The following is a 21,678-nucleotide window of genomic DNA, read 5'->3' on the forward strand; positions in this document are numbered from 1 at the left end:
GTGAAGGCGGCCGCACCGTTGGTTCCGGTGTTGTTTCCAAAATCATCGAGTAATCTCGACGATTTGATCTACGAGAAGGGCGTCCCAAGGGGCGCCCTTTTTGCATCGGGCGCCTAGCGAACGAGCGAAGCTTCTTGCCTAATCAGAGATTTGGCAGGTGGGTTTCGCCGCTATAAGGTCAGCGGCAGTGAAAGGACCCTGATGAACATCCTCAAACGTCTCATTTCCCGCCCTCCGGAGGGCACCCCGCTTCCTGACATCCTGCCCGCTCAACACTGGTGGGTGGCGGAGCGGCGGATGCAAAACACCCGGTCCGGTGAAGTGTTCCGGATCTTCGAAGCGGTGATTGCCCCTGACAAAGCCATAGCCCGCGCGCATCTGGCTGCAGCGGACGCCCAACTGGATGCGGTTCTGATGAAACAGGCCCTTCGGCGTGGGGATCTGGTTGATGAATATGACTGGACGCCGGCCAGCCGCGAATTGGCCTGCCTGCAGCTGACGCGGGTGAAGACCGAAGAGCAGATTGCAGCCTTAGACCCAGCGCTACTGGACATGCTGAAAGAACATGATTTCTTCCGCGCTGACTTTGCAGGCACGCCGGATATGGCCGTGGGCGGTGGGGTGTATCCCGAGGGGTGAGCCCACCTGCGGCACAGCAATTTTACCGATTGGTCATTTCCCTGTTATCGTCATCCGATCAATTCGAATGAACGATTCATTTTCAGGGAGATTAATCTATGCCTATCCAATTGTCACGTCGTGGTTTTCTGGGCGCGTCTGCCGGTGCTGGTCTGATCGCGCTGCATCCGTTTTCGGCCCGTGCGGCAACGAATCAGGCGCATCTGCGCATCATGGAGACAACGGACCTGCACGTTCACGTCTTCCCCTATGACTACTATGCCGACAAGCCGCGCGACACGGTGGGCCTCAGCCGCGCCGCCTCGATTGTGGGCGATATCCGGGCTGAGGCGACCAACTCCATGCTGGTGGACAATGGCGACTTCCTGCAGGGCAACCCGATGGGCGATTACATCGCCTATGAGCGCGGTATGAAAGAAGGCGACAGCCATCCGGTGATCACCGCGATGAACGCGCTTGGCTATGACGCGGCCACCGTGGGCAACCACGAATTCAACTACGGCCTCGACTTCCTGATGAAATCCGCCGCTGGCGCCAAGTTCCCGATCGTGCTGGCCAACGTTGCCAAAAACGCGGCCGGCAACATCCGCGACGATGAAACCCTGTTCAAACCCTATGCGCTGTTGGATCGTGAAATCACCGACGGTGCTGGCAACAAACATATGATCAAGGTCGGTATCATCGGTTTCACCCCGCCGCAGATCATGAACTGGGACCGCCGCCATCTGGAGGGCAACGTAGTCGCCCGTGATATCGTCGCCAGTGCTGAGGCCTATGTGCCGGAAATGAAAGAGGCCGGTGCCGATATCATCATCGCCCTGTCGCACTCGGGGATCGGCTCTGCCGATGCCGCTGACGGGATGGAAAACGCCTCGGTTCCGCTGGCAGGGATCGACGGTGTGGATGCGGTGATGACCGGCCACAGCCACCTTGTCTTCCCCTCGCCGACCTACAAGGACTACGCCGCAGTGGACGTTGAAAAGGGCACCATCCACGGCAAACCGGCCGCAATGGGCGGATTCTGGGGCAGCCATCTGGGTGTGATTGACCTGATGCTGGAACAAGAAGGCGGCGAATGGCGCGTTGTGACCTCGGCGTCTGAGGCACGCCCGATCTCGAAACGCAATGAGGACCGGTCCATCACTGCATTGGTCGGCGATGATGAAAACGTGCTGAATTCGGTGCGCAAAGACCACGAAGAGACCCTGGCCTATGTGCGCCGTGCAGTTGGTAAAACCGATGCGCCGCTGCACAGCTACTTTGCCCTCGTGGCGGATGACCCTTCGGTGCAGATCGTCTCGATCGCGCAGAAATGGTATGTTGAGGAAATGCTGAAAGGCTCCGAATACGCGGGCCTGCCGATCCTGTCAGCCGCCGCACCGTTCAAGGCCGGGGGGCGCGGCGGACCGGAGTATTACACCGACGTGGCCGCAGGGGATGTGGCGATCAAAAACGTTGCTGACCTCTATCTTTACCCCAACACCGCCCGTGCGGTTCTGGTCTCCGGCCAGCAGGTCAAGGACTGGCTGGAACGCTCCGCCGGTATCTTCAACCAGATCACCCCCGGTGGCGGCGATCAGGTGCTGCTGAACCGGTCCTTCCCCAGCTACAACTTCGATGTGATCGATGGGGTGGAATATCAGATCGACCTCAGCCAGCCGTCCAAGTTTGATCCCAAGGGCAACCTGCTGGATGCTTCGGCCAACCGGATCGTGAACCTGACCTATCAGGGCCAGCCGCTGGATATGGATCAGCAGTTCGTCATCGCCACCAACAACTACCGTGCCAGCGGTGGCGGCAGCTTCCCGGGCGCCAAGGGTGACACGATCATTCTGGAAGCGCCGGACACCAACCGCGACGTCATCGTGCGCTACATCGTTGAACAGGGCACCATCAGCCCCTCCGCCGATGCCAACTGGCGTTTTGCCCCGATGCCCGGCACCTCGGTGCTGTTTGACACCGGTCCCAAGGCGGCGGGCTATGCTGATAGCGTTTCGGGGATGGAGATCACCCCGGCAGGCGAAGGCCCCGACGGCTTCGCCCGCTTCAAAATCGCGCTCTAAGGCGGGATCGAACTTTCAGAGAGGGCTGCCCTTTCGGCGGCCCTTTTTGCATTCGATGCTACCGTCCGTAGGCGTCCAGCAGGCAGGCCTCGGTGGCCTCATCGACAGGGATCATCAGCTCCACTTCCAGCCCCTCGATCGCCGCCTCATGGGTGGAGGCCAGCTGGCCAACAAGGCTCGACATCTGCAGCTGCACCCCTTCTGGCCCGGACAGCACTGCCGGAATGTAGGGCGGCACCTCAGCCCCACCGGTCAGCCGCTCGGCGACGCCGGCAAAGCGCCCGGCAGCACGGGCCTGTTCAAACAGTCTCGCCACCGATGTGGATCGCGCTGCTGCGGCCTGCATGCGGAAGTAAAACACCATGGCGATCTCCTCCCAGTTCTGCACCCGGGCGAAAAAGGCATCCGACAGGAACACCTCATACATCGACAGCGCCTGGTTCCCGCCGCCGAAACCTTCCAGCATGGCCCAGCCGGGCGCATTGGCGCGCAGGATCGTCCAGTTGTGATCCATCACGTAGCCCGGAAACGGCCAGTGTCTGAGGGCGCGGCTTTCCAGCATGTCCAGAACCGCCTTGACCTGATCGGCATCGAAATCCGCCCGCCGGTAGGGGTTGCGCCCGGCCACCGCATCAAACAGCGCCGCCCGCTGTGTCAGCGACAGCTCCAGCCCGGTGGCCAGCCTGCCGACAAAGTCCCCGCTGGGCTGGGATCGCCCGGTCTCAAGGAAAGAGACATGACGCTGGGTTGTTCCGATCTCTGCCGCCAGATCCAGCTGCGACAGGCCCAATTCGGCCCGCATGGTTTTAAGCGCTGTGCCAAAAGTGTTCATCTGTTCCTCCTGCCGCATTGTTATTCCCTGCAAGGGAATTGAGCCAATTCCTTGGCTGCCATAGCCCTGTGACAAAGGCAAATCACGAGGAGATGACCATGCTCACCTGGCTGCTACTTGGCACCGTTTTGTACCTGCTGACGGCGTATCTGCCGTCGCTCTTTCTGATCTCAGGCATTGGGATCGGCGGCTATCTTGGCACCCGCGATGAGGATCCCGAGGTTAACGCTCTGCACGGCCGCGCCAACCGCGCCAGCCGTAATTTTGAGGAAAACTATGCCCCGTTCATGGCGCTTGGGATCCTGGCCTTTGTGGTGCCTAGCGCGGATATGGCACTGGCCACCATGGGCGCGATGATCTTTGTTCTGGCCCGGCTGTTTTACCTGCCACTGTACCTGCGCGGGGTGTTTTTCTGGCGCTCTGCCATGTTCACGGTCGGCTGGGTCGGCATGCTGATCATGGGCGTTGCCCTGATCTGAACCGTCAGGCGGGCGCCCCACGCCCGCCCCATTTCCGCCACGTCAGCCTGCCAACCTACCCTCAATTTTATTGAGCAGTAGGAATTAAGTCATGAACGCGATTGTCGCCCTTCTTCGCATGCCCTGGTGGGGTTTTTTGATTTTGGCAGCCCTTGTCGTCGGGGCTACGGAGTTCTTCTACAAGGAAGAACAGGACCTGCAGCAGCGTCATACCGCCGCGCTGGCCCAGCCGGCGCCGCCGCTGGTGGATCTGAACAGTTTTGACCGCGACGCCGACCGCAGTGACGTTGGCGAAGTGAATGTCAGCGGCTGGGTCAATTTCGAACAGTCTTATGAGCTGGTGAAAAAGACCAATGGTGTCACCAAATCCCGCCGCTTCATGTATCTGATGTATGGCCCGCAGGATGGTGCTGACACCAAAACGGTCCGCGCCGCCATCATTATGACCCCGGCGGAGGAAGAGGCCTACGCCGATCTTCTGTGGCAGCTTTCAGCGTTTAACCTGTCTGAGCTGGCAGTGGGTGACGGAACGCCGGAACATAGCGCGCTGCGCAGCCTGCCGCTGGGCCTCAGCATCAACGGCAAGGCGTCGCGCACTGATGGGTTTTCCAAACTGGTCTATGGGTCGATGGAAGAACTGGGTGTGAAGGCCGGGCCAGAGTTCATTTTCCTTAAACCGTTCTGGCAGGGACGGGAGGCCGGGCTAACCCGCGCCAACACCCCGGATGATGTGCGGTTGATCGGCTGGCAGATCGCGGCAGCCATTGCGGTCTTTGGCTTGATCAAGCTGGTGCTGCGCCGTCGCCAGCTGGCGAAAACCACCCCGGTTGAAGGCGCCGCAGCGGATCTTTTTGCCAACTCACCCATTGCCACGCCGGATGCAAAACTGGGCCGCCGCACCGCGCGTCGTCGCCAACAGCCGCAGCAGTCTGACCTGCGCCCTGAGCTGCGCCCTGAAATGCAGGCCCCGCAGCAGGCAGAGGTCACCCAGCCGCATATCACACCGCCGCGCAGCCGGTCTGAGGCCTATCAGGGTTTCCAATATGCCAGTGAACAGCCCAAGCCGGGCGCAGCCCGAGCCCCGAAGAAGCTGATCTATCTGGTCATCGCCGCGCTGTTTGGCTTGGGCATTCTGTCGGAATTTGTGCCCGGTGCCATGTTCGTGGCCGTCATGATGTCACCGGTGATTCTGATTTGGATCGGCATCTTCACACTGCAGCGGATGCTGGGGCAGGGCCTCGCACGGCTGTTTGGCCGCAAGTCACAGGCTGTGGATCCGTTTGACCGGCTGCGCCCGGCAAAATAACGGGTGCATTCGCCCCGATAGGCGACAAAATCGCACCGATAAGAACCGAACCCGCGGGGGGCTGCTCACCCCGTGGGTTTTCCTTTCGGTCTGGTGAAAAATCCCCTTGATCTCCGGCCCGCGCTGGCATACTCAATCGCTCACCGTAGGGGTATAGCTCAGTTGGTAGAGCGACGGTCTCCAAAACCGTAGGTCCCGGGTTCGAGCCCTGGTGCCCCTGCCATTTTCCACAAATGTCACGGCTTTTGACGCGTATTGCGCGCCGGAATTTTTGTTGTCTTGAGCGATCGCACGTAAAAAAGGCCCCCGTAATCGGCGGCCTTTCTTTGTTGGGTCTGCTGGTAGATCAGTCGTCCAAAGAGCGCGCGATCAGCTCTTTCATGATCTCATTGGTGCCGCCGTAGATCATCTGTACCCGGGCATCGGCATAGAGGCGGGCGATGGGGTATTCCATCATGTAGCCATAGCCACCGTGCAGCTGCAGGCATTCGTGCATGATCTCATTTTGCACCTCAGAGCCCCAGTATTTCGCCATTGAGGCGGTGGCGGCATCCAGCGTGCCCTCATCCAGACGGGCGATACAGTCATTGACGAAACTGCGCAGCACCTCGGCCTTGGTTTTGCATTCGGCCAGTTTGAAACGGGTGTTCTGGAAATCCATCACCCGTTTGCCAAAGGCCTTGCGTTCCTTGACGTAGCGCAGGGTTTCATCAATGGCGAAGTCAATCGCCCCCAGCGCCATCACAGCGATCATCAACCTTTCCCAGGGCAGCTGTTTCATCAGCTGATAAAACCCCTGGCCTTCCTCCGGGCCGATCAGATTGTCGGCAGGCACCTTGACGTTCTCAAAGAACAGCTCAGAGGTGTCGTTGCCCTTCATGCCCATTTTCTTGAGGTTGCGGCCACGGCTGAATCCTTCGACTTCGGCCGGTTCCACGACGATCAGCGATACACCTTTGGCGCCCGCGTCCTTGTCGGTCTTGGCAACCACAATGATCAGGTCCGCGCTCTGGCCGTTGGTGATGAAGATCTTTGAGCCGTTGATGGTATAACCGTTGCCCTCTTTGGTGGCCGAGGTGCGCACCGATTGCAGGTCCGATCCGGTGCCCGGTTCGGTCATCGCAATCGCGCCCACCATCTCACCCGAGACCAGCTTTGGCAGCCAGCGCTGTTTCTGCGCATCGGTGCCATAGGCGTTGATGTAGTGCATGACGATTGACTGAATGCCGTAGCCCCAGCCGATGTCCCCTTTGCGGGCCTGTTCATAAACGGTCACCGCATCAAAGCTGATGCCGCCGCCCACGCCGCCCAGATCCTCAGGGATGGCGCCGGCCATGATGCCAGCCTCACCGGCCTTGTTCCAAAATTCGCGGTCGACCACACCCTGATCAACCCAGGCCTCCAGCCGGGGCACCATTTCATCGTCAAAGAAACGGGCGCAGCTGTCGGCGAACATCTTGTGTTCGTCCTGAACCCAGGCGGCGGATGGCGAAAATAGCGTCATGATCTGTCCTCTCCCTGCGCGCGCAGCGGCGCGGCTTGCTTGGCCTTAGGGCTAGTGGGCGATGTCAGCTTTTGTCAACTTCGCCGCGAAATGACGTTGCGGCCGGGATCGGTTCGCCGGATTGCCGGTAGGCGCGGGGGGTGACGCCGGTCCAGTCTTTGAACGCACGGACGAAGGCGCTGGTTTCAGAATAACCCAGCCGCAGCGCAATGGCATCGATGCGCAGATCCCCTTCACCCAGCAGCCGCAGCGCATGATCGCGCCGCACCGCGCGGCGGATTTCCGGCACATCGCGGCCCTCACGTTTCAGGCGGCGGCGCAGGGTGTGCACGGGCAGCTGCAAAGCATCCGCGATCGCCTGCATGGAGGGCAGCGGCTGCCCCGCCTCAATCGCATGTGCAATGCGTTGCGCCACCCGCAGCGGCAGACCATCCTCAAGGCTGACTGGCAAAAATGCATCCAGCGGCGTGCGGCGGGCCCAATCGGCGGCCTGTTTTTCACTGCGGATGACGGGGGCATCCAGCGCGGCGCTGGGGATCGCATAGCCACAGCTGGCCCGTTGGAAACTCAACCGCGCCTTTGGAAACAGTTGGCCGTAGATCGCGTGGTGAGTGGGGCGGGGATAGTCAAACCAGGCTTCGCGGAGGGGCAGCCAGCCGCCCCCCATCCAGGCCAGCAGTCGATGCGGCAGCACCAGCACCATTTCCGCCCCCAACTCGGTGATCGGATAGGCGGGGTCTGTACGCTCCAGATGCAGCCGCGTGGTTTCAGCCCCGCGGCGCAAGGTTACGTGGAAACTGTTGTCCAGCATATTGGTAAAGGCGGCAAAGCGTTCCAACGCGTCGCGCAGGGTGGCACCGTGTGACATATGCGCGGCGGTGATCGCAAAGGTGCCAATACGCTGGGGGCGTAGGACCTGCCCCGCGTATTCGTCATCCATCGTGAGCGTGACCGCCCGCATCAGCTGCACAAAATCTGCTATGGTCAGGCTGTCCGGCTGCGGCACCAGCCCGGCCCGCTGCAACACCGGCTCAAGGCTGATCCCGGCGGCCCGGGCCCCGCTCAGCAGGTTGGCCGTCAGGGCATTGGGGATCGAGGGCAGGGCGGGCATGGTCAGCAGCGTTGTCTGGCGTGTTGTAAAGTTTTGTCTGTTTTTTGTTTGGTTTTGTGATTGTCACCTTGCCGCCGAAATGTCCACTGTTTTGCAGATCCCCGTGATCTGAGATCCGCGTGTCAAAGGAGGAGCCCACCATGACAGCCGCCTATATCTATGACGCCATCCGGACCCCGCGGTCCAAAGGTAAGGCCGGGGGCACCTTGAATGAGGTGAAGCCCGTGCGGCTGGCCGCTGGCCTGCTGGAGGAGCTGCAACAGCGTCATGACCTCGACACGGCCAAGGTTGAGGATGTGATGCTGGGCTGTGTGGCCCCCCTGATGGATCAGGGCAGCTGTATCGCCAAAGCAGCGGTGATGTCTGCGGGCTGGGATGAGGCTGTGCCGGGTGTGCAGCTGGACCGCTTCTGTGGCTCGGGGCTTGAGGCGGTGAATATGGCGGCGGCCAAGGTGGGTTCGGGCCAGCAGGATCTGGTGGTGGCCGGCGGGCTGGAAGCGATGAGCCGCGTGCCCATTGGATCCTCCGGCGGGCCGATGTTTTTTGATCCGGATTTTGTCATCGACAACAATTCAGCACCGCAGGGCATTGGCGCTGACCTGATTGCCACTTTGGATGGCTATAGCCGTGAAGACGTTGATGCCTTTGCTGTGGAAAGCCAACGCCGCGCCGCCCACGCGCGCGACAGCGGTTGGTTTGACGGATCTGTGGTTCCGGTGCGCGATGAAAACGGCATCACCATTCAGAAGCGCGATGATTTCATCAAGCCCGGCACCGACATGCAGAAGCTTGGTGCGCTGAACCCCAGCTTTGCGCAGATGGGGGCTTACGGGTTTGACGACATGGCTTTGGCCAAATACCCGCAGGTCAGTGAGATCAACCATGTGCACACGCCCGGCAACTCCTCTGGGATTGTGGATGGGGCGGCAGCGGTCATGGTGGGGTCTGAACGGGCGGGCCGTGATCTGGGGCTGACCCCGCGCGGTCGGATTGTGGCCACCACGGTGATCGCCAGCGATCCTGTGATCATGCTGGCCGGCCCCGGTCCTGCAGCACAGAAATGCCTGGCCAAGGCAGGGCTGACCGTGGCCGATATCGACCTTTGGGAAATTAACGAAGCCTTCGCCTCGGTCGCGATGCGTTACATGAAGGATCTGGGCATATCGCATGAGATCACCAATGTGAACGGCGGCGCAATTGCCATGGGCCACCCCTTGGGGGCGACAGGGGGCATGTTGGTCTCGACCGTGTTGGATGAGTTGGAACGGCGGCAGGCCAAACGGGCGATGATTTCGCTGTGTATCGGTGGCGGCATGGGCATTTCGACCCTGATTGAGCGTGTGTAAGGGGGCCGCGTGATGAAAGAGTTTTCCTATAGCAAAGATGCCGCAGGCATCGTGACGGTCACCATGGATATGGAGGGCCCCGTTAATTCGATGAACGCCGAATTCGGCCCGATCTTCAAACAGATGGTCGACCGGCTGGAGGCCGAAGAGGGCCTGACAGGGGTGATCTTGACCTCAGCCAAAGACACGTTTTTTGCTGGTGGCGATCTGAAACGCCTGCTGGCCATCACCCCGGATCAGGCGGAGATGCTGTTTGCCGAGGTTGAGGATATGAAGGCCGATATGCGGCGGCTGGAGAAACTGCCGGTGCCGGTGGTGGCCGCCATCAACGGGGCGGCGCTGGGCGGCGGGTTTGAGCTGTGCCTGGTTTGCAACCACCGCATTGCCGCATCCAACCCCAAGACCAAAATCGGCCTGCCAGAGGTCACGCTTGGCCTCCTGCCCGGGGCGGGCGGCGTGGTGCGTCTGGTGCATCTGCTGGGTCTGGAGCCGGCCATGCCCTTTGTGATGGAGGGCAAGCAATTGGCGCCCGAGGCGGCGCTGAAGGCTGGGTTGATCCATGAGGTTGTCGCGCCCGAGGATCTGCTGACCCGCGCCCGGGACTGGATCCTGTCGGTGCAGGGCGATGCTGATGCGGCCACCCAACCTTGGGATCAGAAGGGGCACCGCATTCCCGGTGGTGGGTCCAACAGCCCCAAAATGGCACCGCGTATTGCTGGCGCTGCGGCGATGCTGTTTCAGAAAACCAAAGGGCTGTTGCCCGCCCCGAAAAAGATCCTCGACATTATGGTTGAGGCAGGTGGCAAATTGGATTTCGACACTGCGCTGCGTTATGAGACCCGCCGTTTCGTCTCGCTGGTGATTTCGCCTGAGGCGAAGAACATGATCTCCACCTTCTTCTTTGGCCTCAATCAGGTCAAAGGCGGGGCCAGCCGGCCCAAGGACGTGCCGCGCAGCAAGGTACAGCGGCTGGGGATTTTGGGCGCGGGCATGATGGGGCAGGGCATTGCTTATTCCGCGGCGATGGCGGGGATTGAGGTTGTCTTGCGCGACATGACGCAAGATGCCGCAGAGCGCGGCAAAGCCTACACCGAGGCGCTGCTGACCAAACGGGTGAAACGCGGCCGGATGACTGAGGCGGAGGCAGCTGCCGTTCTGGCCCGCATCATCCCGGTTGCCGAAACTGAAGCCTTGCGCGGCTGTGACATGATCATTGAGGCCGTGTTTGAAAAGATTGAGGTCAAGGATCAGGTGCTGGCTGAGTGTGAGGCACTGCTGGGTGAGGGGGGCGTTTGGGGCTCAAACACTTCCACACTGCCGATCACCCGTCTGGCCAGCAAGGCTGCGAACCGCGCCAATTTCGTTGGCCTGCATTTCTTCTCCCCCGTCGATAAAATGCCTCTGCTGGAAATCATTGCGGGGCAGGACACCTCGGATGAAACCTTGGCAAGGGCCTTTGATTTTGCTCAGCAGATCCGCAAGACACCGATTATTGTGGGGGATAAAACGGGCTTTTACACCTCACGCACCATTGGCACCAAGATCATCGAAGCGGTGGAACTGGTGGCCGAAGGGCATGATCCCATTCGCGTCGATAACCTGTCCCGGTTGACAGGGATGCCAACAGGGATGCTCAGCCTGTTGGATGAGGTGCAGATCAAGCTGGTTACCGATATCTACCGTACGCAGGTCGGCATGGGCCTTCTGGATCCGGCGGAGGAACAGAACCCCAAAGCGCGCGATATGCTGGCCGCAATGCTGGACGATCATGACCGTGTAGGCCGCGCGACGGGCAAGGGGTTTTATGACTACGCCGATGGCGCCAAAGTGATCTGGGAGGGCCTGCAGCACTGGCGCGATCCGGAGGCCACGATCAGTGACCGCGATATTCAGGACCGCATCCTGTTCCGCCCTGTGCTGGAAAGCCTGCGCTGTCTGGAGGAGGGCGTGCTGCGGTCGGTCGCTGATGGCAATATCGGCTCCATCATGGGAATTGGCGCCCCGGTCCACACTGGCGGCTACATCCAATATGTAAACACCTATGGCCTCGACCGGTTTGTGGCGCGCTGCGAAGAGCTTGCCGCCGCCTACGGTCCCCGGTTCGCCCCACCCCAGATCCTGCGCGATCACGCGGCCGACGGGCGGCCGTTCCGCTAAGCGGCGCGATTCGACAGGCAGATCATTGGCAAAGACAGCGCCCCCGGCCCATCAGGTCGGGGGCGTTTCGCGCTTGAGGCGGCGGCAAGGCAATGATCTGTAACCGGAAAACCCCTCTATTCCAGGAACGCATGGGTGATTTGAAATCAGCATTGGTTTGCGCCCCTACTGTGCCATTAGTCTGTTCGGGGTGCGGGCCATGGGGAGGGCGCGCGCCAGCGGGAGGAGACACAGATGCAACTGGCAACGCTAGGCAGCAGGATAGGGATACGGGGCCTTGGCCCGATTGCGGCCCTCTGTCTGGCGTTTGGCGGCAATGCTTCGGCGGAGGTGACGCTGCGGGTGGCGCTGGATGCCGATCCGGTCTCACTCGACCCGCATGAGCAACTTTCAGGTGGCACCTTGCAGATGTCGCATCTGCTGTTTGACCCATTGGTGCGCTGGACGCAGGATCTGCAGTTTGAGCCGCGGCTTGCCGAACGCTGGGAACAGATCGATGCCACCACCACCCGGTTCTATCTGCGCGAGGGCGTGCGGTTTCATTCCGGCAATCCGCTGACCGCCGCTGATGTGGCCTGGACGTTTGAGCGGCTGCAGACCAGCCCGGATTTCAAAGGGGTCTTTGCCCCTTTTGTTGGGGTTGAGGTTAGGGATGAGCTGACCCTCGATCTGATCACGGCGGAGCCCTATCCGCTGGTCCTGCACAATGCGACCTACATCTTCCCGATGGACCGCGCCTTTTACAGCGGCCTGACCGAGAAGGGGCAGGATAAGGCCCAACTGGTCAAACATGGCCACAGCTTTGCCTCACGCCATGTGTCGGGCACCGGCCCCTTTGTGGTCACCGCGCGGGAACAGGGGGTCAAGGTCACCTTCCAGCGGTTTGCGGATCACTGGGATCAGGCTTCGCCGGGGAATGTAGATCAGATCCGCCTGACCCCGATCAAAGAGGATGCCACACGGGTGGCGGCGCTGTTGGCGGGGGACGTGGATTTCATCTTCCCGGTGCCGCCCAATTCCCTGCCGCGGGTGGATCAAAGCCCGCGCACCAAATTGATCACCACGCCGGGCACCCGTATCATTTCCTTCCAGATGGATCAGAACCGGGTGCCGGCCTTTCGCGATGTCCGGGTGCGCCGGGCCATCGATTATGCGGTGAACAACGCAGGCATCGTGGATCGGATCATGCGGGGCTTTGCCACCGTTGCGGCGCAGGCCAGTCCACAGGGCTACCCGGGCCATGATCCCAATCTGAAGGCGCGGTTTGATCTGGTCAAAGCCAAGGCCCTGATGGCCGAGGCCGGCTATGCCGACGGGTTCACAATCACCATGATGGCGCCAAACAATCGCTACATAAATGATGACAAGATTGCCCGCGCGGTTGCGGCAATGCTGGCCAAGATCAACATCAATGTGGATCTGCAAACCTTCCCCAAGGCGCAATACTGGCCGCTTTATGATGCCCGCGCGGCCGATATGATGATGATCGGCTGGCATTCCGATACTGAGGATTCGGCCAACTTCCACCAGTTCCTGACCGCCTGCCCCAATGCTGAGACGGGGTATGGGCAGTATAATGGCGGGCACTATTGCAGCGAGGAGGCTGATGCCCTACTGCAGGCCGCCGCGGCGGAAACGGACAGTGCGAAACGGGCCGAGATGCTGCAACAGCTCGAAGGCATCCTCTATCACGATGCGGCCTATATCCCGCTGCATTGGCAGAACCTTGCATGGGGCGCCGGTCAGGGGATCGGGGCCGAGGCCATCGTGAACGCGCTGAACTTCCCCTATTTCGGGGATCTGGTGGTGAATGAATGACCCTGTGCCTGAACAATAAAGGGGCGTGTTGAAACGATGATCGCCTATCTGGTCAAACGGCTGGTCCAAGGGATTGCGGTGATGCTGGTCATCTCCGCCCTTGGGTTTGCGATCCAGAGTCATCTGGGTGATCCTTTGCGCGATCTTGTGGGCCAGTCGCTGGGTCAGGACGCGCAGCAACAGCTGCGTCAGGATCTTGGATTGGACGATCCCTATTGGGCGCAATACGTCAGGTTTCTGGGCCGTGTGATGCAGGGCGATCTGGGCACCAGCCTGTTCTTTGACGAACCGGCGCTGCAGGTGATCCTGAAGAAGCTGCCCGCCACGCTGGAACTGGTCTTTGCCGCAACGGTGATCATCGTGCTGCTGTCGGTGCCGCTGGGCGTCTACACTGCCATTCGGCCCCATGCGATCCTCAGCCGGGTGATCATGGGGCTATCGGTGCTGGGCATTTCGACCCCGGTGTTTCTGACCGCCATCCTGATGATCTCGGTCTTTTCGGTGGGCTATGGCTGGTTGCCTGCCTTTGGGCGGGGCGATGCGGTGCCGGTCTGGGGCTATTGGGAAACGAACTTCGCCAGCCTTGATGGGCTGTCACATATCCTGCTGCCCTCGGTGGCGCTGGCCGCGATCATGTTGCCGATGTTCATCCGGCTGATCCGGGCTGAGATGCTGGAAGTCCTACAAAGTGACTATGTGAAATATGCCCGCGCCAAGGGGCTGCACCCGCTGCGTATCTATTATGTACATGCGCTGAAGAACACTCTGATGCCGGTGATCACGCTGGGCGGTGTGCAGATCGGAACGATGGTGGCCTATACGATCCTGACCGAAACGGTGTTTCAGTGGCCCGGCATGGGCTTCATGTTCCTTGAGGCTGTAAACCGCGCGGATACGCCCCTGATTGTGGCCTACCTGATTGTGGTGGGGCTGATCTTTGTGCTGACCAACACCCTTGTTGATCTGATCTACGCGCTGGTCAATCCAACCGTCAAACTGGCGAGGATGGGCGCATGAGCAACCTGCTGATCACCCCGCCACCGTCGCGCTGGGCCCGGTTCTGGGCCTCACCGCTGGGCGATAGCCTGCGTGGCAATCCGGTGGCGCTGGTGGCCTTGCTGGTGTTTTCCGTGATCGTGGTGCTGGCCCTGCTGGCGCCGGTGATCGCGCCCTTTGACCCCTATGACCCCACCCAGATCGATATCATGAACTCGGACCTGCCGCCGTTCTGGATCCCCGGGGCAGAACCGCAGTTTGTCTTGGGCAGTGACGATCAGGGCCGCGATATGTGGTCGGCGATCCTTTATGGCACCCGGCTGTCGCTCATGATCGGGCTGGCGGCGGTTGCGCTGCAGGCGACGCTGGGCATCGCGATTGGCCTGGCTGCTGGATACTTGGGCGGGCGGGTGGATAGCCTCCTGATGCGGCTTGCAGATATTCAGCTGAGTTTTTCGACCCTGATGCTGGCGATTGTGGTGCTGGCGGTGACACATGCCATGTGGGGCGCGGCGGTTTTTGACCGCTATGCTGTGGTGGCGGTTATCGCTGTGATCGGACTGGCTGAGTGGCCGCAATATGCGCGCACCCTGCGGGCCACGGTTCTGGCCGAGCGGCAGAAGGAATATGTCGACAGCGCGCGGGTGCTGGGCTTTGGCCCGCTGCGCATCATGCTGCGCCACATCCTGCCCAATGCAATGTCGCCGATCTTTGTGATCTCCACCGTGCAGGTGGGCAATGCCATCATCGCTGAGGCCTCGCTCAGCTTCCTTGGGCTGGGGCTGCCGGCCAGCCAGCCCTCGCTTGGGGCGCTGATTGCCTCGGGGTTTGACTATATCTTTGCCGGCAGCTGGTGGATCACTGCGCTGCCCGGCGGGGTTCTGGTGGTTCTGGTTCTGGTGATCAACCTGCTGGGGGATTGGCTGCGCGACGCGCTGAACCCGCGGCTTTATAAGGTGTAGCGATGTCCCTGTTGTCCGTTCGCGATCTCACGGTGAAATTTGCCATGCGCAGCCAGACGGTGACGGCGCTGCATCAGATCAGTTTTGATCTGGCCCGTGGCGAGCGGCTGGGCATCGTTGGCGAATCCGGGGCGGGCAAATCAATCACCGGCTTTGCGCTGATGAAGCTGCTCAGCGCACCGGGCTACATCGACAGCGGCACGATCCAATTTGACGGCACCGACATCACCCAAGCGCCTGAGGCGCAGATGCGCCAGATCCGCGGCAACCGCATCGCGATGGTGTTTCAGGATCCGATGGTCACCCTGAACCCGGTGCTGACCATTGGCCAGCAGATGGTGGAGACCCTGCGCGCCCACCGCAAACTGTCCCGGCGCGACGCACAGGAAATCGCCCTGACCAAACTGCGCGAGGTGCAGATCGCAGCGCCGGAGTTGCGGTTGAAGCAATATCCTCATGAGCTGTCCGGCGGTATGCGGCAGCGCATTATCATCGCTATGGCACTATTGCTGGATCCTGACTTGATTATCGCGGATGAGCCGACAACCGCATTGGATGTGACCATCCAGGCTGACATCATGGAGCTGCTGCTGAAGCTCTGTCAGGCCAATAAGGTGGGGCTGATCCTGATCACCCATGACCTTGGCGTGGTCAGCCAGCTGACCGAACGCACCCTGGTGATGTATGCCGGCCGCATTGTGGAGGCAGGCAAAACCCGTGAAATCATCAATGACCCGCAGCACCCCTATACCCAAGGGCTGATCAACGCCCTGCCGCAGCAGACCCTGCCGGGGCAGATGCTGAAACAGATCCCCGGTGCCATGCCGGTTCTGACGGATATTCCCCCCGGCTGCCCGTTCAGCCCGCGCTGTGCCTTCGCGCTGGCCGAATGTCGCCGCCTGCTGCCGCAGATCATGCAGCAGGGCAGCAGTGAGGTCGCTTGCCATGAGGTGAACCGTCTGCACAGCGACCTCTTGCTGGAGGAAGGGCGATGAAAGACACGATGACAGCGCCCGAACCCCCACTGCTGGAGTTGCGCGGCGTGGAAAAACGCTTTGCCCTCGATCAAAGTCTGCTGGAGCGGCTGCGCTTTCGCGACGGGCGCCTGCGCATGGACCGCCGTGAGGTGCATGCCGTCAACAATGTCTCGCTGACCGTCAATCGGGGGGAGGCCCTGTGCGTTGTTGGCGAAACCGGCTGCGGCAAGTCCACCGTGGCCCGGTTGGTGGCGGGGCTGCTGGCCCCCTCCGCGGGGGAGGTGCGTTACGCCGGCGCGCGCATTGATAATCAAAGCCGCCGCGATCTGGCCCCCTTGCGGCGCCGGATGCAGATGATCTTTCAAAACCCCTATGCCTCACTCAACCCACGCATGACCATCGCGCAGGCGCTTGAGGAACCGGTGCGCTACCACAACCCCGATCTGGCGCCGGTTGATGTGCGCGCCAAAGTGCTGGAGGTGATGCAGGCGGTGGGGGTCGATCCCTCATGGCGCGATCGCTATCCGCATGAGTTTTCCGGCGGCCAGCGTCAGCGTATTGCCATCGCCCGTGCGCTGACCGTGGATCCCGAGTTTATCATCGCGGATGAACCACTGGCGGCGCTGGATGTCTCGATCCAGGCGCAGGTGCTGAACCTGATGCTGGAGGCCAAGGTTGCGCGGGGGCTCACCTACCTCTTCATCACCCATGACCTGAGTGTTGTGCAGCATTTCGGCACCCGTGTGGCTGTGCTCTATCTTGGGACGGTCTGCGAATTGGCCGACACGGCCACGCTCTTTGCGGCCCCCAAACACCCCTACACCCGCGCGCTGCTCTCTGCGGTGCCACAGATGCGGGACGGCATGCCGGACCACATCCGCCTGAAAGGGGAAATCCCGACACCCATCACTTTACCAAAGGGCTGCCCCTTTGAAACACGCTGTGCATATGCCGATCAGCGGTGTAGGGTTGAAAAACCGCGCCCGCAGCAGCAGCGCGATGGCAGCCTTGTGGCCTGTCACGCTGTTGAAGAGGGGCGGGTGGATTGAGTGACAGAGCAGAGCGCAATTTTAGACGACCATAGACCCAGGTAGGACGGACCCCGGATTGGATATTCTTTGGCTCAAAGATTTTGAGGCTCTGGTGGCGCAGAAGAACTTCTCGCGCGCAGCTGAGGAGCGCAACGTCAGCCAGCCGGCCTTTTCCCGCCGGATCCGCGCGCTTGAGGATGAGGTGGGCGTCAAGCTGATCAATCGCCAGACCCTGCCCCTGTCGCTGACCCCCGCGGGTGAGGTGTTCCTCAGCCAGGCGCGGCTGATGCTGCGCACCTATCATGAAACGCTGGAACGCTGTCAGGTGATCGATGCTGCGGGGGAAAACGTCATCCGGTTTGCCACCTCGCAGTCGATCTACATGACCCATTATAAGAAGCACATCGCACCCTTGGTGCAGGCGGGCGGGCTGGACATCGATCTGAACTCAACCTCATGGGCGGCTGATCAGTTCGTCACCGCGCTGCAGCAGCGCTATTGCGATGTCATCCTGACCTATTGGCACCCGGCGATGGATTTCCTGGCCCCGCTGGAGGTCAGCCAATGCGATTACATCACTTTGGACCGGGATGAACTGCTGCCGGTGGCCAAGGTGGGGCCCAATGGACCGATGCATGAGTTGAAGCGCGGGCAGAACAAACCGGTGTCTCTCCTGTCCTATGGTTCGGCCTCGGCGCTGCGCTCGGTGCTGGATCACATGCTGCATCAACAGATCGAACGGCCGAATGTTCTGGTGGTCAATCAGAATGCGCTGGCGATCTCGGTCAAGGCGATGATCATGGAAGGCTTCGGCATGGGCTGGCTGCCGCGTGAGCTGTGCAAAGACGAATTGGCCGATGGCAGCCTGCAGGTGGTGGGGGATGACAGTTTCACCAGCCCGCTTGAGGTGCGGCTCTACCGGGATCGCGACAATCAGAAGCCGACGCTGGGCCATCTCTGGGGCAAAATGCGCGATATCGCCGTGCACGCCAGCTGATCGCGCGGCCGTCACCGGATGGCTGGCGGCCAGATGCGAGTGACCGATGGTTTCAATTCAACTTTTACGATGAATTTCTGCGCAGTTCCCCTGCGCTGAACCCTCCTAAATAGGGCCGCAATGCACGCATATAAGCCCCTCTGGCTATCCGTGCTGACTGCTGCTGACAAAAAGCGAGTTACACATTTTTGTGTAGCGATTGGAGGCACGAAAAATGCCGCGTTTTGCTCACATAAAACGGCTCAATCTGTGACGTGTGAAATTCCCTAAGTGTTTGAAAGTAAACGCTGCACATTGGCTGTGTAACCCTACACAGCGGTCTGTATTTCCGTCGCTGTTTTCAAGACAGATTTGTGTGAACACACGTGACGCTTCCGTGAGTTTAAACCGCGGATTTGCCCTCCTATCTGGTGTTTTGTCAGCGACGCAGCTGACGCCCCAAACAAACAAATCATCAGCTTCCCTGATTGATCCCCACACTGACTTAGGAGACTAAAATGAAACGTATCGTAACTGCTTCCGCCGCCGCCCTGATCGCTCTGACCGGTGCTGCTTCTGCCATGACCGCTGAGGTTTCGGGCTACGACGCCGCACAGGTGCGCCACTACGCCCCGGGTTTCGACCTGACCCTGGTTGACGCAGACGCCATCGCCGCAGCTGCCGACGTGATCGAGAGCCTGGACGAAGATGACGCATCCTTCGCAGCGATCCAGACCGGTGTTCTGAAAGAACTGGAACGCGGCCTCTAAGCCACGGACCTCACCCCACACGAGGACCGGAGGGATCGGAGCGTCTGACGCCGAGATCCCAGATCCTCCCCCCAAAGCTGCCAAATGAGGGCAGCACTTGATCAGCTCCCCTGATCTGACCCTGACAATTGGAGACTTAGACATGAAACGTATCGTAACTGCTTCCGCCGCCGCCCTGATCGCTCTGACCGGTGCCGCTTCCGCCATGACCGCTGAGGTTTCGGGCTACGACGCCGCACAGGTGCGCCACTACGCCCCGGGTTTCGACCTGACCCTGGTTGACGCAGACGCCATCGCCGCAGCTGCCGATGTGATCGAGAGCCTGGACGAAGACGACGCATCTTTCGCAGCGATCCAGACCGGTGTTCTGAAAGAACTGGAACGCGGCCTGTAAGCCACGGACCATCGGTCAGGGCTCTCTCCTCCCAAGCTCTGACCCTGACGTCCAGATGAGCCGGTCCTTCGGGGCCGGCTTTCTATTTTGTCAGCTGTTTTGCGTAGGTCTGGGCGCCCAACAGGCCGAAGTTTTCGACGTTGAGCAGATAGAGGCTGCGGTTTGCGCGTTCTTCGGTGAACCGGCCCCCCGCGCGGAAGGCGCGCAGGAAATCCTCATCAAACAGCCAGGCGTTTTTCATTGCCACGCCGCCCACAATGAACACGCCGCCCTCGGCGCCGAAGGCCAGGCAAAGGTCCCCGGCCACCTGCGCCAGGTGGCTTTTGAACATCGCAATCACCTCAACCGCGACCGGATCCGTTGCCGATTTGGCGCGCTGCATGATCTCAGCCGCATCAGGCGCTTCACTTCCGCCACCGCGCACGGATTGCACCGCCCGGTACAGGTAGGGCAGGCCGGTGCCGCTGAGCATGCCTTCGGCCTCAATCGCCAAGGCGTCGCCGTAGAAAATCTCGGGCCAGATGGGTTTCAGGGCTTCAAACACCTCAACCTCGGCGCGGCTGCGCGGGCTGATGCCGATGTGTCCACCTTCGCCGGGGACGGAGGCATAGCTGTTGCCAACCCGGGCCAACGCGCCAACTCCAAGGCCGGTGCCGGGGCCGATCACCAGGCGGGTGCCTTCGGGCGGAGTACTGGCGCCTTGCAGGGTGACCAGATCCTCAGGGGCGGGGGACAGCGATGCCCAGGCAGCGGCCGCGAAATCATTGATGATCTGCGCTTCGCCAGCCCCGGTTGCGGCCCGCAGTTCAGCCCCGCAAAGCGATTGCTTGGCGTTGGTCAGTTCCACCCGGTTGTCTGCAACCGGACCCGCGGCGGCCACAACCACCACTTCGGGCGGCAGGTCCATCTCAGCGGCAAATCCGCTGATCAGGTCCAGCAAGGCACCGTCACGTTTGGTGGAAAACTGGGCCCGCGCCATCAGCCTGTCACCCTGGTAGGCCCCAAGGCGTACGTTTGTGCCGCCGATATCGGCAGCGAGGAGGCTGTGCTCTGGCATCCGGTCTTTCCTTTCCCGATCGGGTCGCGGTCGGGGCGCAGTTGGTCTGGGCCGACTCGCCCTGACGTGTCGCGGCGCATCCTAATCAGTGCTGAATGTTTGCGCTAGCATTGGATGCACCTCTGGCCGGATTTTCTGCGGTGCAGAGTGGGGCGTCAAGCGGGCGCCGGTCCTGTGGAACGCCCCACTACCAATTCAGCCTCCAGCAGCTTGTGGCGCGGCGGGCTGAGCGGCGTCGCGATACTGTCGATCAGGATCTCAGCCAAAATACTGCCTGCGTTGCGGACAGATGAGCGTGTTGCGGTGAAAATCGGCACGTCCTGACCGTTTTTCAGATAGGACAGATCATCGTCATGTGTGATGACCGAGATGTCCTTGCCCATCTTCAACCCGGCCTCCTCAATGGCGCGGCGCACGCCGAGCGCTGAAATCATTGAGGCCACCAGAATAGCCGTCGGCGGCGTCGCGGACTCTAGCAAATCACGGGTCTGGTGATGGCCCGAAACCTCGGTCATTTCTTCGCTGCTCATCAGGCTTGGATCCACGGCGATCCCCGCGGCCTCCAATGCGCTGGTGTAGCCGTCGCGGCGACGTTTGGCGAAGTCCATGATTTCCAGACCGTTGATCAAGGCAATGCGTCGGTGGCCCAGATCGATCAGAAACTCGGTGGCCCGGCGGAAGGCGCTGGTGTTGTTTACATCAACCCAATTATAGCTATCGGTCACATCGCTGGACCGCCCATGCACGGCAAAGGGTAGGCCAATTCTCTTCAGCAGAGCAATCCGGCTGTCGTGGATCTTGGGGACCTGCAGGATTACCCCGTCCACGGATCCTTTGCCCATCAGGCTACGGTAGGCGGCTTCTTCATCGCCATCATCCACCCGGGTAAACATCGTGTCATAGCCCCGATTGGCACAGGCGATGGATGCGCCGGCAACAAAATCCCCAAACACCGGGTTCACCATTTCATGTTGGGTGGAGGCTGGGATCACATGGCCGATCATCATAGACCGGCCGGTTGCCAGACCCTTCGCCCGCGTATTGGGGCGGTAATTGTGCTGCTCTGCGGCCTCCTGAACACGCCGACGGGTGCCTTCGCTGACCTCAGGGTAGCCGTTCAGGGCCCGGCTGACCGTGGTCTGCGATAGGCCCAATTCCTCGGCCAGCTGTTTCAGGTTCATTGCCATTCAAAGCGCTTTCAATTTTTCTTTATATGTGAAGAGATTTTTTGCTCTGGTCAAGCCATGACCCACACCGCAA

Annotated in this window: 19 protein-coding genes and 1 tRNA gene; 15 read left to right on the top strand and 5 right to left on the bottom strand. The window is 60.8% G+C overall.

What is annotated here, in order from left to right; genetic code table 11:
• Nucleotides 1-201: 201 nt before the first annotated feature.
• Together TL5118_RS13035 and TL5118_RS13040 are read left to right on the top strand one after the other, a co-directional pair.
• On the top strand, nucleotides 202-639 hold the full coding sequence (locus TL5118_RS13035; RefSeq protein ID WP_058245296.1) for a hypothetical protein: 438 nt from the start codon (nucleotides 202-204) through the stop codon (nucleotides 637-639).
• 98 nt (nucleotides 640-737) lie between these two features.
• A complete protein-coding gene (locus tag TL5118_RS13040; RefSeq protein WP_058245295.1) occupies nucleotides 738-2,702 on the top strand; it encodes a bifunctional 2',3'-cyclic-nucleotide 2'-phosphodiesterase/3'-nucleotidase in 1,965 nt (654 codons plus the stop codon).
• 58 nt (nucleotides 2,703-2,760) lie between these two features.
• Here the strand turns inward: TL5118_RS13040 and TL5118_RS13045 are convergent, their stop codons facing one another.
• Entirely contained in the window at nucleotides 2,761-3,534 is a 774-nt protein-coding gene (locus TL5118_RS13045) for a helix-turn-helix domain-containing protein (protein ID WP_165590048.1), read from the bottom strand.
• A gap of 98 nt (nucleotides 3,535-3,632) precedes the next feature.
• Here TL5118_RS13045 and TL5118_RS13050 point away from each other — a divergent pair, with 98 nt between their 5' ends.
• The 3 genes from TL5118_RS13050 (at nucleotide 3,633) to TL5118_RS13060 (ending at nucleotide 5,542) form a co-directional block, all read left to right on the top strand.
• Nucleotides 3,633-4,013 (top strand): MAPEG family protein, encoded by a 381-nt coding sequence (locus TL5118_RS13050; RefSeq protein WP_165590049.1) that lies wholly within the window; start codon nucleotides 3,633-3,635, stop codon nucleotides 4,011-4,013.
• Between the two features lie 91 nt (nucleotides 4,014-4,104).
• On the top strand, nucleotides 4,105-5,319 hold the full coding sequence (locus TL5118_RS13055) for a hypothetical protein (RefSeq protein ID WP_058245292.1): 1,215 nt from the start codon (nucleotides 4,105-4,107) through the stop codon (nucleotides 5,317-5,319).
• 147 nt (nucleotides 5,320-5,466) lie between these two features.
• Nucleotides 5,467-5,542 (top strand) — tRNA-Trp (locus TL5118_RS13060).
• A gap of 123 nt (nucleotides 5,543-5,665) precedes the next feature.
• Here the strand turns inward: TL5118_RS13060 and TL5118_RS13065 are convergent.
• A complete protein-coding gene (locus TL5118_RS13065) occupies nucleotides 5,666-6,823 on the bottom strand; it encodes an acyl-CoA dehydrogenase family protein (RefSeq protein ID WP_058245291.1) in 1,158 nt (385 codons plus the stop codon).
• 64 nt (nucleotides 6,824-6,887) lie between these two features.
• Complete coding sequence (locus TL5118_RS13070; RefSeq protein WP_058245290.1) at nucleotides 6,888-7,934, bottom strand: AraC family transcriptional regulator; 1,047 nt, start codon at nucleotides 7,932-7,934, stop codon at nucleotides 6,888-6,890.
• A 140-nt stretch (nucleotides 7,935-8,074) separates the two neighbouring features.
• Between TL5118_RS13070 and TL5118_RS13075 the strand changes: the two genes are divergently transcribed.
• The 10 genes from TL5118_RS13075 to TL5118_RS13120 all read left to right on the top strand — a co-directional run bounded on the left by TL5118_RS13075 (nucleotide 8,075) and on the right by TL5118_RS13120 (nucleotide 19,361).
• The gene (locus TL5118_RS13075; RefSeq protein WP_058245289.1) at nucleotides 8,075-9,280 is read left to right on the top strand and encodes an acetyl-CoA C-acetyltransferase; all 1,206 of its coding nucleotides are present in this window, start codon (nucleotides 8,075-8,077) and stop codon (nucleotides 9,278-9,280) included.
• A gap of 12 nt (nucleotides 9,281-9,292) precedes the next feature.
• A complete protein-coding gene (locus TL5118_RS13080) occupies nucleotides 9,293-11,437 on the top strand; it encodes a 3-hydroxyacyl-CoA dehydrogenase NAD-binding domain-containing protein (protein ID WP_058245288.1) in 2,145 nt (714 codons plus the stop codon).
• A 234-nt stretch (nucleotides 11,438-11,671) separates the two neighbouring features.
• Nucleotides 11,672-13,255, top strand: a complete 1,584-nt coding sequence (locus TL5118_RS13085; RefSeq protein ID WP_058245287.1) for an ABC transporter substrate-binding protein — start codon at nucleotides 11,672-11,674, stop codon at nucleotides 13,253-13,255.
• Between the two features lie 36 nt (nucleotides 13,256-13,291).
• Nucleotides 13,292-14,272 (top strand): ABC transporter permease, encoded by a 981-nt coding sequence (locus TL5118_RS13090; protein WP_058245286.1) that lies wholly within the window; start codon nucleotides 13,292-13,294, stop codon nucleotides 14,270-14,272.
• A complete protein-coding gene (locus TL5118_RS13095; protein ID WP_058245285.1) occupies nucleotides 14,269-15,213 on the top strand; it encodes an ABC transporter permease in 945 nt (314 codons plus the stop codon). The genes TL5118_RS13090 and TL5118_RS13095 overlap by 4 nt, the downstream gene beginning before the upstream one ends.
• Before the next feature lie 2 nt (nucleotides 15,214-15,215).
• Nucleotides 15,216-16,208 (top strand): ABC transporter ATP-binding protein, encoded by a 993-nt coding sequence (locus TL5118_RS13100; protein WP_058245284.1) that lies wholly within the window; start codon nucleotides 15,216-15,218, stop codon nucleotides 16,206-16,208.
• Complete coding sequence (locus tag TL5118_RS13105; protein ID WP_207383452.1) at nucleotides 16,205-17,239, top strand: ABC transporter ATP-binding protein; 1,035 nt, start codon at nucleotides 16,205-16,207, stop codon at nucleotides 17,237-17,239. Before TL5118_RS13100 ends, TL5118_RS13105 begins: the two co-directional genes overlap by 4 nt.
• Nucleotides 17,240-17,297: 58 nt before the next feature.
• Nucleotides 17,298-18,218: a LysR family transcriptional regulator gene (locus TL5118_RS13110; RefSeq protein WP_058245283.1), complete on the top strand. Its 921-nt coding sequence runs from the start codon at nucleotides 17,298-17,300 to the stop codon at nucleotides 18,216-18,218.
• Nucleotides 18,219-18,715: 497 nt separating this feature from the next.
• Complete coding sequence (locus tag TL5118_RS13115; protein WP_058245282.1) at nucleotides 18,716-18,967, top strand: hypothetical protein; 252 nt, start codon at nucleotides 18,716-18,718, stop codon at nucleotides 18,965-18,967.
• Between the two features lie 142 nt (nucleotides 18,968-19,109).
• A complete protein-coding gene (locus tag TL5118_RS13120; protein WP_058245282.1) occupies nucleotides 19,110-19,361 on the top strand; it encodes a hypothetical protein in 252 nt (83 codons plus the stop codon).
• Nucleotides 19,362-19,443: 82 nt separating this feature from the next.
• Here TL5118_RS13120 and TL5118_RS13125 read toward each other — a convergent pair whose 3' ends face one another.
• Nucleotides 19,444-20,418, bottom strand: a complete 975-nt coding sequence (locus TL5118_RS13125; protein WP_058245280.1) for a glucokinase — start codon at nucleotides 20,416-20,418, stop codon at nucleotides 19,444-19,446.
• Between the two features lie 155 nt (nucleotides 20,419-20,573).
• Complete coding sequence (locus tag TL5118_RS13130) at nucleotides 20,574-21,599, bottom strand: LacI family DNA-binding transcriptional regulator (protein WP_058245279.1); 1,026 nt, start codon at nucleotides 21,597-21,599, stop codon at nucleotides 20,574-20,576.
• Between the last annotated feature and the right edge of the window lie 79 nt (nucleotides 21,600-21,678).

It is taken from the genome of Thalassovita autumnalis (assembly GCF_001458255.1).
Classification (GTDB): Bacteria; Pseudomonadota; Alphaproteobacteria; order Rhodobacterales; family Rhodobacteraceae; genus Thalassobius; species Thalassobius autumnalis.